The organism is Phocaeicola salanitronis DSM 18170, from assembly GCF_000190575.1.
GTDB classification, from domain to species: Bacteria; Bacteroidota; Bacteroidia; order Bacteroidales; family Bacteroidaceae; genus Phocaeicola; species Phocaeicola salanitronis.
Genome location: NC_015164.1, coordinates 2,620,001 through 2,635,327 on the forward strand (window position 1 = coordinate 2,620,001; position 15,327 = coordinate 2,635,327).

Sequence of the window (15,327 nt, forward strand, 5' to 3'; positions counted from 1 at the left end):
CGATTACTAGCGAATCCAGCTTCGTGGAGCCGGGTTGCAGGCTCCAGTCCGAACTGGGAGGGGCTTTAGGGATTGGCGCTCCGTCGCCGGATGGCGGCCCTCTGTACCCCCCATTGTAACACGTGTGTAGCCCCGGACGTAAGGGCCGTGCTGATTTGACGTCATCCCCACCTTCCTCGCATCTTACGATGGCAGTACCGCCAGAGTCCCCAGCATAACCTGATGGCAACTGGCGGAAGGGGTTGCGCTCGTTATGGCACTTAAGCCGACACCTCACGGCACGAGCTGACGACAACCATGCAGCACCTCCACGGATGTGGTTGCCCACTTGCGCGTTTCCGCGCAATGCATCCGCAGTTCAAGCCCGGGTAAGGTTCCTCGCGTATCATCGAATTAAACCACATGTTCCTCCGCTTGTGCGGGCCCCCGTCAATTCCTTTGAGTTTCACCGTTGCCGGCGTACTCCCCAGGTGGGGCACTTAACGCTTTCGCTAAGCCGCCGGCAGTATATCGCCGGCAGCGAGTGCCCATCGTTTACCGTGCGGACTACCAGGGTATCTAATCCTGTTTGATACCCGCACTTTCGAGCATCAACGTCAGTTGCGGCCTAGCAGGCTGCCTTCGCAATCGGGGTTCTTCGTGATATCTATGCATTTCACCGCTACACCACGAATTCCGCCTGCCTCGAACGCACTCAAGAAAGCCAGTTTCAACTGCAATTTTACGGTTGAGCCGCAAACTTTCACAGCTGACTTGACATCCCGTCTACGCTCCCTTTAAACCCAATAAATCCGGATAACGCTCGCATCCTCCGTATTACCGCGGCTGCTGGCACGGAGTTAGCCGATGCTTATTCATAAGGTACATACAAGCTCCCACACGTGGGAGGTTTTATTCCCTTATAAAAGGAGTTTACAACCCGTAGGGCAGTCATCCTCCACGCTACTTGGCTGGTTCAGGCTCTCGCCCATTGACCAATATTCCTCACTGCTGCCTCCCGTAGGAGTTTGGGCCGTGTCTCAGTCCCAATGTGGGGGGCCTTCCTCTCAGAACCCCTATCCATCGTCGCCTTGGTGGGCCGTTACCCCGCCAACAAGCTAATGGAACGCACCCCCATCGCACACCGGATCGCTCCTTTAATGGCGCTGCCATGCAGCCACGCCATACCATCCGGGATTAATCTTCCTTTCGGAAGGCTGGCCCGGAGTGTGCGGAAGGTCGGATACGCGTTACTCACCCGTGCGCCGGTCGCCGGCAAGCCTAGCAAGCTAAACTTCCGCTGCCCCGCGACTTGCATGTGTTAAGCCTGTAGCTAGCGTTCATCCTGAGCCAGGATCAAACTCTTCATTGTAGAATATCTTTTTCTTTTAAATGAATCCTGTCGACTGGCTCCCGTTCGTCTCTTGAATTGACGTCTCTTTTCCTTTCCTTGAATCGTACTACGTTGTTCCTATCCAAATAATCTCATAGAACGTCGCTCCCCTTACCGTTACAGCCCCTCTCAGGGGGCGTCCCTTCCGGAAAGCGAGTGCAAAGGTACAGACTTTTTCAGAAACTGCAAACAATTCGAAAACTTTTTTTGATTATTTTTTATAAAAACAATAAGACACGCTGTAAACCAGACAGTTAAATAATAAAAAGGAAAAAGGAGAAAAGAAAAAAGGCAATAGGGCATATACATATTATTATACATGCGCGCATTATTATACATGCGCGCATACGAACGCAAGCAGAAGCAGAAAGAAAAGGCATGGCAATTACTTGCATGAGTTTATGAATATACTTGCAAGAGCCGATGAAAGGGCATAACCGCCAACCCGAAACATAAAAAGGGCATCCGTTGCCATGAAACAAATGTCCATAGCACCGGAAACCTCCGTCCGCATTGGCTTCTGCCTTGCCTGTTCAATAATAATGTCTCTTTTATTCTATTTGCGTTCAGACAATTGCCTTATTTTTGTGCATTCAAAAACGAAAAATAGAAATGAAAGAAGTAAATCCGAAAGAAACGACCCGTGCATACGCATTTGAAATGTGGATAGATGCCCCCATGCCCATGCTCACCTTTTTCAAGACCATAGATGTAACCCGCCTTGCCCGGATAAGCAAACGGACTGGATTAAAGTTCAATATGCTGATGTGCTGGTGCATCGGACGGGCAGCACGCCATATCAAAGAGTTCTATATGCTTCCGGTCGGTAAAAAATTGATAGAATATGATAACCTTGCCGTTTGTGCCGTTGTGGCTAATAGAGAAGGAGAAATAAGCTCCTGCGACATTCCTTTTTCTAATGACCTGAAACAATTCAATGAAGATTACCTGCGGCTGACCAGGCAAGTTGCTGAAAGTTGTCAGAATCATGACTTGACGGATTGCATGGTGATTGGCACATCTGCCCTTGTGCAATATGAAATAGACGGAGCGGTAGGTATGTACAGCGGAGTGTTCAATAATCCGTTTCTGATTTGGGGCAAATACAAACGGCATTTATGGAAACGGACACTGGTTGTTTCTTTTCAGTTTCATCATACCCAGATGGATGGCGCGCATGCTTCGTGTTTTTTGGAGAATCTGCAAAAAGAAATCAACTGTCTGGTGGTATAATCAAGAACAAATGTTATCTTTGCAGAACTAACAGAAAAATACCAATTGTTCAATCCTATGAAATGGCAAGTGTGCATATAGCTGCGCTTAACGGATAGCATTTCAGTCATAGCTATTCAGCAACGGACAGGCTTATAACAGGTTTGTCCTTTCTTGTTTTGCCATTATTCCAAATTTATAATTATGCGATGTGCCATGCCGCTACGTGCAGCAGGACTTGTCGCATCATATCAAGTTGAACAATGAACTATACATATAAACATATTTGGCTCATCGCTTTTCCTGTAATGATGAGCATCCTTATCGAACAACTTATCAATATCACCGATGCCATTTTCTTGGGGCATGTGGGAGAAATAGAATTGGGTGCATCCGCCCTTGCCGGGATTTGGTATCTGGCTATCTATATGCTCGGCTTCGGTTTCAGTTTGGGCTTACAGGTCGTTATCGCACGGCGCAACGGCGAGCAGCATTATTCCGAAACGGGCAAGACATTCTTTCAAGGATTGTTTTTCCTATCAGGACTTGCTGTCTTTTTATGTCTGCTCTCTAAACTGTTTTCTCCAATGATTCTAAGTCGGCTGATAACTTCTGCGGAAGTCTATCATGCCGTAATTGATTATTTGGACGGACGAATTTGGGGGTTGCTGTTCTCCTTTCCGTTCCTTGCCTTGCGTTCGTTTTTAGTAGGCATTACGCAGACAAAAGCCTTGAACATGGCGGCTTTCACAGCCGTGCTGGTGAATATTCCGATGAATTGGTTCCTGATATTCGGATTTAATATGGGCATATCAGGAGCGGCCATCGCATCCTCTTTTGCCGAAGCGTGTTCATTGGCGGTGCTGGCGATTTATGTCTTACGCAAAATGGATAAACGGCTTTATGGTCTACATTGCAGGTTAGATAAGAGTGTACTGCTTCATGTCTGCCGGGTGTCCGTTTGGAGTATGTTCCATTCGTTCATCGGTGTAGCATCGTGGCTTGCCTTCTTCGTGTCTATCGAGCATTTGGGAGAGATAGAACTGGCAGCCACCAATGTCATACGCAGTGTTTCTACCTTGTTCTTTGTCATTGTCAATTCGCTGGCGGCTACTACCGGTTCGCTGGTAAGTAATTTGTTGGGAGCCGGACAAAAGAAGCAGGTAGTCCCGCTGTGTAACCGAGTTGTCCGTTTAGGATATGCTATCGGTTTACCTTTAGTTATCCTTGCTCTGATTTTCTATCATCCAATTATCAGTGTCTATACGGATAGTGCGGTTCTGATGCAGATAGCCCATCTGCCCTTTGTAGTCATGCTGCTGAACTATGCCTTTGCCCTGCCCGGCTATGTCTATATAAACGCTGTGACAGGTACGGGAGCGACACGCATGACATTTATTTTCCAAATGATAACCATCGTAGCGTATCAAATCTACCTGTGGAGCATAAGCTGCGTCAGCACTTCGCTTTCCGTGTATTGGACAGCGGAGTATCTGTATGTGATATTGCTCGGTGTATTGTCCATTATCTATCTTAAATATAAACGCTATTGAATGATGAAAAAGATATATCCACGCACAGGTGACACGCAGACCGTGTACCTGAATGCAGTCGTAAAAGACCCCTCTATCATAGTGGGTGACTATACCATCTACAACGACTTTGTGTCCGATCCGCTGCTTTTTGAACAAAACAATGTACTTTACCATTATCCTATCAATCACGAAAGGCTGGTAATCGGCAAATTCTGCTCCATCGCCTGTGGCGTGAAGTTTCTGTTCAACAGTGCCAACCATACCTTGAAGTCCTTATCCTCCTATACCTTCCCACTCTTTTATGAAGATTGGGGTTTGGAAAAATCCAATGTAGCAACGGCTTGGGATAATAAAGGAGACATTGTGATAGGCAACGATGTATGGATAGGTTACGAAGCGGTTATCATGGCTGGTGTGCATATCGGTAACGGAGCAATCATAGCTGCCCGCGCCGTGGTGACGAAAGACGTTCCGGCCTATACGATAGTCGGCGGTGTTCCTGCCCGACCGATAAGAAAGCGCTTCGATGAAGATACGATACACAAACTGGAAGCATTACAATGGTGGAATTGGCCAACTGAAAAGATACGTCAATATCTGCCCAATATCAACAAGGGAAATATAAATGAGTTATTTGAAATAAAAATTTAAGAAAACGCCCGGATTTACACGTTTAATGTAAATCCGGGCGTTTATGCGGTGCGTACGGGACTCGAACCCGTGACCCCATGCGTGACAGGCATGTATTCTAACCAACTGAACTAACGCACCATTTTTTCTTTTGTTGCTATCTCTCTCGATTGCGGTTGCAAAGGTACAACTATTTTTTAAACCTGCAATACATTTCCCTGTTTTTTTTCATTTTTTCTTCATTTTAGGAGAAAAAGGGGAGAATTTCAGCTGAAATCCCCCCTTTATAACAAGCTTCAAGTGATTTTTTTCATTTAATACGCTTATATCCGTATACTGCCAAGTCGCCCAATTCTTCTTCGATACGGAGCAACTGGTTGTATTTCGCCATACGGTCCGAACGGCTCAGCGAACCGGTCTTGATTTGTCCGCTATTCGTTGCTACAGCTATATCGGCTATGGTGGCATCTTCGGTTTCACCCGAACGATGGGATGTAACCGTAGTATAACCATGGCGGTGTGCCATCTCGATAGCATCCAGCGTTTCGCTAAGTGAGCCTATCTGGTTTACCTTTATCAATATGGAATTAGCACATCCCATGGCAATGCCTTTCGAAAGGAATTCTACATTGGTTACGAACAGGTCATCGCCTACCAGCTGGCAACGTCCGCCGATACGTGCCGTCAGTTTCTGCCAGCCTTCCCAGTCGTTTTCACTCATACCGTCTTCGATAGAATCAATCGGATATTTGTCAATCAGCTCTTCCAGATAAGCGATTTGTTCATCCGATGTACGTTTCTTTCCTTTTTCCCCTTCGAAAATGGTGTAATCGTATACTCCATCCTTATAAAACTCAGATGACGCACAGTCCATACCGATTTTCACGTCCTTGCCTGGTTCGTAGCCTGCTGCCCGAATAGCGTCAAGGATGGAGTCAAGTGCGTCTTCCGTGCCATTCAATGTCGGAGCAAAACCTCCTTCATCACCTACCGCCGTACTCAGTCCACGGTCGTGCAAAACCTTCTTTAAGGCGTGGAATACTTCTGCACCCATACGCAAGCCTTCACGGAACGAAGAAGCACCTACCGGACGAATCATAAACTCTTGGAATGCAATCGGGGCATCGCTATGCGAACCGCCATTGATGATGTTCATCATCGGAACCGGCATTACATACGTATTTACCCCTCCGATATAGCGATAGAGAGGAATGTGCAGGTAATTTGCAGCAGCTTTTGCCACGGCAAGCGAAACGCCCAAAATGGCATTGGCACCCAAATTCGATTTTGTCTTGGTGCCGTCCAGTTCCAACATTTTCCGGTCGATGGCACGCTGTTCCAGTACAGACCAGCCCGTCAAAGCCGGAGCTATGACCGTATTGATATTCTCTACAGCCTTCAATACACCCTTACCGCCATAGCGTTTCGGATCTTTATCGCGAAGTTCCAACGCTTCGTGCTCGCCTGTAGAAGCTCCGGACGGAACCGAAGCACGTCCCATTATACCAGATTCCAGCATTACATCCACTTCTACGGTAGGATTGCCACGCGAGTCGAGCACTTCACGACCTATGATTGATTTGATTTTCATACATTTATTGATTTTAAAAGTTATTTTCTATGTCCGCAAAATTGCAAACTTTCATCTGTTTTGTCAATACCTGAAAGTAGGTATTTTAAACCGCAAGGGACACAGAAATACCCCTGTATCCCTGTGTCCCCTGTGATGAATTACCGAGCTGTCAAGCAAGGCTTAATAGTTCGTTTTCTGCACTTCAAAGTAAGCTTGTGGATGCAAGCAAGCCGGACAAGTTTCGGGAGCTTCCGTACCTACATACAGGTATCCGCAATTACGGCATTGCCATACCACTTCGGTATCTTTCTTGAACACCTTACCTTCTTCTACATTCTTTGCCAGTGCAAGATATCTTTCTTCGTGCCCCTTTTCGGCAACAGCTATTTCACGATACATCTTGGCGATAGCAGGAAATCCTTCTTCATCGGCAATATCAGCAAACTTCGGATAGTCCAGAGACCATTCCTCATTCTCGCCTGCTGCAGCAGCCTTCAGGTTTTCCAGCGTAGTTCCGATGACACCCGAAGGATAGCTGGCTGTGATTTCCACCATTCCGCCTTCCAGCCATTTAAACATCCGCTTGGCATGTTCTTTCTCCTGATCTGCAGTTTCGGTAAAGATAGCGGCAATTTGTTCATATCCTTCTTTCTTTGCCGCACTTGCAAAATAAGTGTAACGCATTCTTGCCTGTGATTCGCCAGCAAATGAAATACCCAGATTCTTCTCTGTTCTTGTTCCTTTAATACTTTTTCCCATAATCGTTAGTTATTTAGTGGTTAGACATTGTTTTCTTTTCAACATTACAAAGATAGCATTATTATTCAAATTTGTAATTATTACAATCCATCTTTTATGTTCTATTAAGACTTTCTTGCCTTTTCTTAAAAGATTAACGGGAATGTAGTCGTTTATGTTCGGATAAATATATACTTTTGCACTTCTTTTTTATTATTTTAATTATTTCAATAGGTATATGAAGACATTTCAGTTTAAGCCGAAGCTGGTAGATACGCTTCGGAACTACACCCGGTCGGACTTCTCTACCGACCTGATGGCAGGCATCATCGTAGGCATCGTAGCCCTTCCGCTTGCCATTGCTTTTGGCATCGCTTCGGGAGTAAGTCCCGAAAAAGGCATCATCACCGCTATCGTAGCGGGATTCATCATCTCGCTTTTGGGCGGGAGCAAAGTACAGATAGGCGGACCTACGGGAGCCTTTATCGTTATCATCTACGGCATTATCCAGCAATACGGACTGGAAGGACTGATGATAGCGACCTTAATGGCGGGCATACTTCTTATTATATTAGGAGTATTCCGGCTGGGCACCATCATCAAGTTCATTCCCTACCCCATCATCATCGGTTTCACAAGCGGTATCGCCCTGACCATCTTCACCACACAGATAGCTGATGTATTCGGCCTGCAATTCGGAGGTGAGAAGGTGCCGGGCGACTTTATCGGCAAATGGATACTCTATGCACGCCATTTCGATACCGTCAACTGGTGGAACGTAGCGGTCAGCATAGCCAGCATCCTGATTATCGCACTCACGCCCAAGTTCTCGAAAAAGATTCCCGGCTCGCTGGTAGCGATTATCCTTGTGACCGTAGCGGTATACCTGATGAAGATGTACGGAGGTGTGACCAGCATCGACACCATCGGCGACCGCTTCAGCATCCAGTCACAATTACCCGAAGCTACCGTACCTTCGCTCGACTGGGAAGCGGTGAAGAACCTTTTCCCCGTAGCGATAACCATCGCCGTGCTGGGGGCAATAGAGTCTTTACTCTCCGCCACCGTAGCCGACGGAGTCATCGGAGACCATCATGACTCAAACACCGAACTGGTGGCACAGGGCATTGCCAACATTATCTCACCCATCTTCGGCGGCATTCCTGCCACGGGAGCCATTGCCCGCACCATGACCAATATCAACAACGGAGGCCGCTCGCCGATAGCCGGTATCGTTCATGCCATCGTGCTTCTGCTCATCCTGATATTCCTGATGCCGCTCGCCAAGTTCATCCCGATGGCGTGCCTTGCCGGCGTGCTGGTAGTAGTATCCTATAACATGAGTGGCTGGAGAGTATTCAAAGGGCTGCTGAAAAACCCGAAATCCGATGTCACCGTATTGCTTATCACCTTCTTCCTCACCGTGATATTCGACCTGACCGTGGCTATCGAAGTGGGGCTGGTCATCGCCTGCGTATCGTTCATGAAACGAGTGATGGAGACCACGCAGATATCGGTCATTACCGATGAAATCGACCCCAACAAGGAATCGGACGTGGAAACGCACGAAGAACACTTGGTTATCCCCGAAGGCGTGGAAGTGTACGAAATAAACGGACCTTACTTCTTCGGCATCGCCACCAAATTTGAAGAAATCATGGCACGGCTGGGCGACCGCCCGCAGATACGCATCATCCGCATGCGCAAAGTGCCTTTCATCGACTCTACAGGCATACACAACCTGACTACCCTGTGCGAGATGTCACAAAAGGAAAACATCCACATCATCCTTTCGGGTGTCAATCCGCAGGTGCACGACGTATTGGAACGGTCGGGCTTCTATACTTTGCTGGGCAAGGAAAACATCTGCAGCAACATCAATGAAGCACTCGATGTGGCACGGAAAGAGCTTGGCGTAAGCTGATGCCTTAATCTGTTAAAGACTTTTGAATAAGAAGGTACGTTTCTTAAAGCATGTTATAAAACACGTTTTTATAACCCTAATGCTTGCATATTTCCCAGAAGTCCGTACCTTTGCAATGTGTTTTTCATAGTATTAGATTTAAGGTTAACAAAGGTTGGAGTACAGCGGTACTCCTTTTTTTATGCCCGTACGCGATTACGTCCATCCGTTTCTTTTCCAAGCCAAGCCATAACATTCAGTTAGCTTGATAATCCAATCCGCATGGCTGCGTAGCCTGTAAGATTATTAATCTTCACGCCGGAGGATTATTAATCTTCACGCTGTAAGATTAATAATCTTACAAACGATGCAGCTATATTGCGAAGAAGTCAAAGCTTGCTTGTCATGCCGGATTTGTAATCTGACTCTTCAATTACACCGGATTTGCAATCCTGCGTGACGCTGGCGAATAAGATAAATGCATTGCCCGATAAAGAAAATAGCAAAAGCAGATGAAGATATATAAGCCGGAAAAGCCAGTATATCTTCATCTGCAGGGCACTTATTTCTTGTAGTTTTTCAGTCCTGTCTGAAGGAAATCAACGTATTTAGCGATGTCCTCGTCGTACGAATACGACTTGTTGAGCGGATTGCCTTCATTGTCTATCAAGACGTAGAAGGGCTGGGCATTGGCACCGAATTTCGAACGTTGCAGGTAACTCCACTTGTCACCTACGGTACGAAGCGTGCGTTCCTTGCCGTTTTCCATAATCTTGATAGGTTCGGGCAGTTTCGCTTTCTCGTCCACGTAGAGCGTGATAAGCACATAATCATCGGTCAGCATCTTGCTTACCTGCGGGTCGGTCCATACCGCCAGTTCCATCTTGCGGCAGTTCACGCATCCGTAGCCCGTGAAGTCTATCATTACCGGTTTACCCTGTTGGCGGGCATATTCCATACCTTCGTCAAAGTCCTGGAACTTGGCGTGTACTTCGTTTTCATACAAGTTAAAGTCTTGTGTCTGCATCGGAGGAGCGAACGCACTGACCGCTTTCAGAGGAGCGCCCCACAAGCCGGGCACCATATAGACCGCAAAAGCGAGCGAGATGAGGGCAAGGAAGAAACGTCCCACGCCCACCTTCGTCGAATCGTCATCGTGCGGGAACTTGATTTTGCCCAACAGATAGAAGCCCAACAAGCCGAAGATGACAATCCACAAGGCGAGGAAGGTTTCGCGGTCCAGCAAACGCCAGCCGTATGCCAGGTCTGCCACCGAAAGGAACTTGAGGGCGAATGCCAATTCTAGGAAGCCCAATACGACCTTGATGACGTTCATCCAACCGCCCGACTTCGGCATCGACTTGAGCCACGAGGGGAACATCGCAAAGAGTGTAAACGGCAAGGCAAGCGCTATGGCAAAGCCCAGCATACCCAATGCCGGGGCGATAATGCTGCCCGTAGTGGATACTTCCACCAGCAGGAAACCGATAATCGGTCCGGTGCACGAGAAGGAAACCAGCGAAAGAGTAAATGCCATCAGGAAAATACTGAGCAGCCCCGTAGTAGACTCTGCCTTGCTGTCGACTGCATTGCTCCATTTCGAAGGCAGGGTGATTTCGAACGCGCCGAAGAACGAAGCGGCAAACACTACCAGCATCAAGAAGAAGAAAATATTGAAGATAGCATTGGTCGACAAGGCATTCAGCGCACTCGCACCGAATATCAACGTAATGGCAAGCCCCAACGCTACGTAAATCACGACAATGGACGCACCGTATGTCCACGCGTCACGGATTCCCTTCCGTTTGTCTTTCGAGCGTTTCAGGAAGAAGCTGACCGTCATCGGGATGATGGGCCATACACAGGGAGTAAACAGGGCAAGCAGCCCGCCGATGAATCCGGCGAAGAAGATGTATACCCACGAATGCGTATCCTGTTGCTGGGTTTCGCCGAACTCGGACAATTCCTTGACGACCGGCTTCCAATAGTCAGCCGTGCCTTCCAGTTGGGCGGGAGCAGCAGGGAGAGAATCTGTTTCTGCTTGCGCCGCTATTGCTTCCGGCTTTTCTTCTGCCGGTTGCTCCGCTACAGCCGATGCGCCCGCCGCCGTTCCGCTATACGAAAAATCAACGGCGGTAGGAGGCAGGCAATTCTCATCGTTGCAAGCGCCGTATTCCAAATATCCCTTTACCACATAGTCGCCTCCGGTGAGCCGCACTTTCTGGACAAAGGTCGCATTCTTTTCAAAATAACGCACCTGCATGGAGAAAATCGGGTCCATCTGCTCTTTTTCCCCTTTGCCCGGAACCAGTTTGCCTACCAGTTCCGCTCCTTTTATTTCATCTACATTAAACGTTGCAGAGGTAGGCCCTCCGTCTCCCAAATCCGTAGAATACACATGCCACCCGGCATCAATCGTACCCGTAAATACAATCTCGGCTTCCGTAGCCGAAAGTTCTTTCCATTCAGCCTTGAACTTCACCGGGTCTTGCATCTGGGCAAACACCGGCAGGCAGAGCAAGAAGGCAAAAAGCCAACTGAGGGTCATTCTTGTTTTCATTGTTTCGTTTAGTTTTAAGTAAGTGTACAAAATTAAATGATATTTATTAGAAACACAGATTTTCGCAGATTAACGCAGATTAGAAACAGATAATTAGAATAATAATCTGCGAAAATCCGTGTTAATCCGCGTTTCTGGACTGACAGACTAATTTTCGACATCTACTTATTGGATTAAGTTCTATCCTATATTGTCTGCATTTCCAATCTCCACTCCTTTCAGTGTAGCCGAACTCGACTCGGTGATACGTACCTTCACGAAATCGCCTATGCGGTGCGTGCCTCGGTCGAACACCACGACTTTGTTCTGCTCCGTGCGTCCGAACAATTGCTCCTTCGAACGCTTGGACACGCCTTCCACCAGCACTTCGAATGTCTTGCCTACGTCTTTTGCATTGCTTTCGGCAGACAATTGGTTCTGGAGTTCTATCAACTCGTTCAGGCGGCGGATTTTCACCTCTTCGGGCACATCGTCGGGCAAATGCTTCGAAGCATACGTGCCGGGACGTTCCGAATACTTGAACATGAAGGCGGAATCGTAGGCACATTCGCGCATCAGCGAAAGGCTCATCTGATGGTCTTCTTCCGTTTCCGAGTGGAACCCGGAGAAGATGTCGGTGCTCAGCCCGCAATCGGGGATGATACGCCGGATGGCAGCTACCCGCTCCAGATACCACTCGCGGGTGTACTTGCGGTTCATCAGCTTCAGGATGCGCGAGCTTCCGCTCTGCACGGGCAGGTGGATGTGCTTGCATACGTTGGGCACATCGGCTATCACTTGGAGCGTTTCGTCGCTCATGTCTTTCGGATGCGAGGTCGTAAAGCGCACGCGCATGCCGGGTACTGCTTCTGCCACCGTGCGCAACAGCATGGGGAAAGTAATCACCGTCCCGTCCGCCTGCTCGAAGCGGTACGAATTGACGTTCTGCCCCAACAGGGTCACTTCCTTGTAGCCCTTTTGGCAGAGGTCGTTCACCTCGTTCAGGATGCTTGCCACGTCGCGGCTCCGTTCCCGTCCGCGGGTGTAAGGCACAATGCAGTAATGGCAGAAGTTGTTGCAGCCGCGCATAATCGATACATAGCCCGACACACGGTTGCCACAGATACGCGAAGGAATCACGTCGCGGTAAGTCTCGGTAGTGGACAATTCCACATTGATGGCTTTCTCGCCTGCTTCCACCGAAGCAATCAGGTCGGGCAGGCTCAGGTAAGCGTCCGGTCCCGCCACCAAATCCACGTGGTGGTTCTCAATCAGGTCCTCTTTTACCCGTTCCGCCATGCAGCCCAACACACCTACGATAAGGTGTTTCCGTTTCTTTCTCAATGCATGGAAGAATTCCAGCCGGTTCAGAATCTTTTGCTCGGCATTGTCACGGATGGAACAGGTGTTCATAAATACGGCATCCGCCTCGTCCAGCGTGCCGCAAGGCTCATAGCCCGCCATTTGCATAACGGAAGCCACCACCTCGCTGTCGGCTACGTTCATCTGGCATCCGTAAGTCTCAATAAACAGTTTTTTCGTTTCTTTTCCGGTCGCGGATTTAAAGTCCGTTCCCGCAGTCTGGTTTGTCATACGATTATTTATTATTGGTTACTAATGGATTTTCACCACAGAGTACACAGAGGCTCACAGAGGAAACAAGTTATTTCTTATTCCGCGAAAATCCGCGCCAATCTGCGTTTCAATATAAAAAGAACTCTGTGTGCCTCGGTGTTCTCTGTGGTGAAAATTCCCCCGCAAAGATAAGAAATCTATTCCGTTCCGCATGAATAAGTGATAAGTTCTTATGTTTCTTTGCCGGAAAATTACTATCTTTGGGCGATTCCTTTCACACCTTTTATTAATTAAGAACGGATATGAGCAACATTCTCGTCATTCTGATATGCATCGTGATTATCGCTTACAAGGTAATGACCCAAAAGCCGAAAGCACAAAAGCCTGCCGCTCCGAAGCCGGTCATCGGCTTCCCGGAAGAAGCGTATGAGGAGGAGGCGGAAACGCCTCTTCGGGAAGAACAGCCCAAGCCGCGCAAGGAGCCGGTACGCTACACGCAACAGATGCGGAAACCTGAGCCGATGACCTCTGCACCGCCTGCGGCGAAACCTCAGACCGAAAAGAAAGGAATCAGCCTCCGCACACGGGACGAAGCCCGCAAGGCATTCATTTACTCGGAGATATTCAAACGGAAATACTAATACATATTTTTAATACCTGAACACTATGAACTACAACCGAATGACGGCAGCCGAAGCTGCCAGCCTGATACAAAATGGCGAAATCATTGCACTGAGCGGCTTTACCCCGGCAGGAAGCCCCAAAGCCGTAACCGCCGAACTGGCAAAACAAGCCGAAGAAAAACACGCGCGGGGCGAAGCGTTCCGCATCGGAATCATTACAGGAGCATCGACCGGAGACTCGTGCGACGGCGTGCTGACACGGGCACACGCCATCCAGTTCCGCGCACCCTACACCACCAACACCGACTTCCGCAAGGCGGTCAATAACGGCGAAATCAACTACACCGACATCCACCTCTCGCAAGTGGCACAGCGCCTGCGCTCCGGATTCCTGGGACACGTCACCACCGCCATCGTAGAAGCCTGCGAACTGACCGACGACGGGCGCATCTACCTCACAGCCGGCGTAGGAATCACCCCCACCATCGCCCGCCTCGCCGACCGGGTCATCATCGAACTGAACGCGGCGCACAGCAAACGCATCATCGGCATGCACGACCTCTACGAAATGGAACGCCCGCCTTACCGCCGCCCCATTCCCATTGTCCGCCCCAGCGACCGCATCGGACTGCCCTACATACAGGTAGACCCCCGGAAGATAGCCGGAGTGGTAGAAGTGAACATCCCCGACGAGGCACGCGGATTCAGCGCCCCCGACCCCGTGACAGACAAGATAGGGCAAAACGTAGCCGACTTCCTTGCAGCCGACATGAAGCGGGGCATCATCCCCTCTACCTTCCTGCCCCTGCAGTCGGGCGTAGGAAACATCGCCAACGCCGTGCTGAGCGCGCTGGGACGTGATTCGAGCATCCCGCCCTTCGAGATGTACACCGAAGTCATCCAGAACTCCGTCATCACCCTCATCAAGGAAGGGCGCATCAAGTTCGGAAGCACCTGCTCGCTCAGCGTCACCAACGACTGCCTGGACGACATCTACCAGAACATGGACTTCTTCGCCCACAAGCTCGTGCTCCGTCCCTCGGAGATATCCAACTGCCCCGAAGTCATCCGCCGCATCGGCGTCATCACCATGAACACCGCCATCGAAGCCGACATCTACGGCAACGTAAACTCCACCCACATCTGCGGCACAAAGATGATGAACGGCATCGGAGGCTCGGGCGACTTTACCCGCAGCGCCTACATCTCCATCTTCTCGTGCCCGTCGACCGCCAAGGGCGGATGCATCAGCTCCATCGTCCCTATGGTGTCGCACCTCGACCATAGCGAGCACTCCGTCAACGTCATCATCACCGAACAGGGCATCGCCGACCTGCGCGGCAAAAGCCCGATGGAACGCGCACAGGCGGTTATCGAGAACTGCGCCCACCCCGACTACAAGCAACTCCTGTGGGACTACCTGAAGATTTCCACCAAAGGACAAACCAGCCACAGCCTCTCCGCCGCCCTGGGCATGCATCAGGTATTCCTGAAGAAAGGTGACATGCGCCTGACAGACTGGAGCGAGTTCGCCGGCTGACGCTTGTTTTTTCACCGCAGATTACACAGATTTATTTCTCTTGAACCGCAGATTGGCGCAGATTCACGCAGATTATTTTTATATTTT

10 protein-coding genes, 1 tRNA gene and 1 rRNA gene (1 of these 12 running past the window's edge) are annotated in these 15,327 nt (G+C 49.2%); 6 read left to right on the plus strand and 6 right to left on the minus strand.

Annotated features, from left to right (window positions below; all coding sequences use genetic code 11):
* A 16S ribosomal RNA gene (locus tag BACSA_RS11360) occupies window positions 1-1,351 on the minus strand; it reaches 181 nt to the left of the window's first position.
* A 633-nt stretch (window positions 1,352-1,984) separates the two neighbouring features.
* On the opposite strand from BACSA_RS11360, the gene BACSA_RS11365 reads away from it, so the two are divergent.
* The 3 genes from BACSA_RS11365 to BACSA_RS11375 all read left to right on the plus strand — a co-directional run bounded on the left by BACSA_RS11365 (window position 1,985) and on the right by BACSA_RS11375 (window position 4,770).
* A complete protein-coding gene (locus BACSA_RS11365; protein ID WP_013618241.1) occupies window positions 1,985-2,605 on the plus strand; it encodes a CatA-like O-acetyltransferase, family 2 in 621 nt (206 codons plus the stop codon).
* A 242-nt stretch (window positions 2,606-2,847) separates the two neighbouring features.
* On the plus strand, window positions 2,848-4,137 hold the full coding sequence (locus BACSA_RS11370; protein ID WP_013618242.1) for an MATE family efflux transporter: 1,290 nt from the start codon (window positions 2,848-2,850) through the stop codon (window positions 4,135-4,137).
* Entirely contained in the window at window positions 4,138-4,770 is a 633-nt protein-coding gene (locus tag BACSA_RS11375) for a CatB-related O-acetyltransferase (RefSeq protein WP_041584007.1), read from the plus strand. It abuts the gene before it with no gap.
* A 46-nt stretch (window positions 4,771-4,816) separates the two neighbouring features.
* On the opposite strand, the gene BACSA_RS11380 is transcribed toward BACSA_RS11375, so the two are convergent.
* From BACSA_RS11380 to rbr, 3 genes are all read right to left on the minus strand, one after another.
* Window positions 4,817-4,890 (minus strand) — tRNA-Asp (locus BACSA_RS11380).
* A 169-nt stretch (window positions 4,891-5,059) separates the two neighbouring features.
* Window positions 5,060-6,340, minus strand: coding sequence for a phosphopyruvate hydratase (gene eno / locus BACSA_RS11385; protein WP_013618244.1), 1,281 nt, complete (start codon window positions 6,338-6,340; stop codon window positions 5,060-5,062).
* Between the two features lie 162 nt (window positions 6,341-6,502).
* Window positions 6,503-7,081, minus strand: a complete 579-nt coding sequence (gene rbr, locus BACSA_RS11390) for a rubrerythrin (RefSeq protein WP_013618245.1) — start codon at window positions 7,079-7,081, stop codon at window positions 6,503-6,505.
* 217 nt (window positions 7,082-7,298) lie between these two features.
* Between rbr and BACSA_RS11395 the strand changes: the two genes are divergently transcribed.
* A complete protein-coding gene (locus BACSA_RS11395) occupies window positions 7,299-8,984 on the plus strand; it encodes a SulP family inorganic anion transporter (protein ID WP_013618246.1) in 1,686 nt (561 codons plus the stop codon).
* A gap of 541 nt (window positions 8,985-9,525) precedes the next feature.
* Here the strand turns inward: BACSA_RS11395 and BACSA_RS11400 are convergent.
* Together BACSA_RS11400 and miaB are read right to left on the minus strand one after the other, a co-directional pair.
* Window positions 9,526-11,523: a protein-disulfide reductase DsbD family protein gene (locus BACSA_RS11400; protein ID WP_013618248.1), complete on the minus strand. Its 1,998-nt coding sequence runs from the start codon at window positions 11,521-11,523 to the stop codon at window positions 9,526-9,528.
* Window positions 11,524-11,703: 180 nt separating this feature from the next.
* The gene (gene miaB / locus BACSA_RS11405) at window positions 11,704-13,095 is read right to left on the minus strand and encodes a tRNA (N6-isopentenyl adenosine(37)-C2)-methylthiotransferase MiaB (RefSeq protein WP_013618250.1); all 1,392 of its coding nucleotides are present in this window, start codon (window positions 13,093-13,095) and stop codon (window positions 11,704-11,706) included.
* Window positions 13,096-13,379: 284 nt separating this feature from the next.
* Between miaB and BACSA_RS11410 the strand changes: the two genes are divergently transcribed.
* Together BACSA_RS11410 and BACSA_RS11415 are read left to right on the plus strand one after the other, a co-directional pair.
* The gene (locus BACSA_RS11410; protein WP_013618251.1) at window positions 13,380-13,718 is read left to right on the plus strand and encodes a hypothetical protein; all 339 of its coding nucleotides are present in this window, start codon (window positions 13,380-13,382) and stop codon (window positions 13,716-13,718) included.
* A gap of 25 nt (window positions 13,719-13,743) precedes the next feature.
* Complete coding sequence (locus tag BACSA_RS11415) at window positions 13,744-15,240, plus strand: acetyl-CoA hydrolase/transferase family protein (RefSeq protein ID WP_013618252.1); 1,497 nt, start codon at window positions 13,744-13,746, stop codon at window positions 15,238-15,240.
* Window positions 15,241-15,327: the final 87 nt, after the last annotated feature.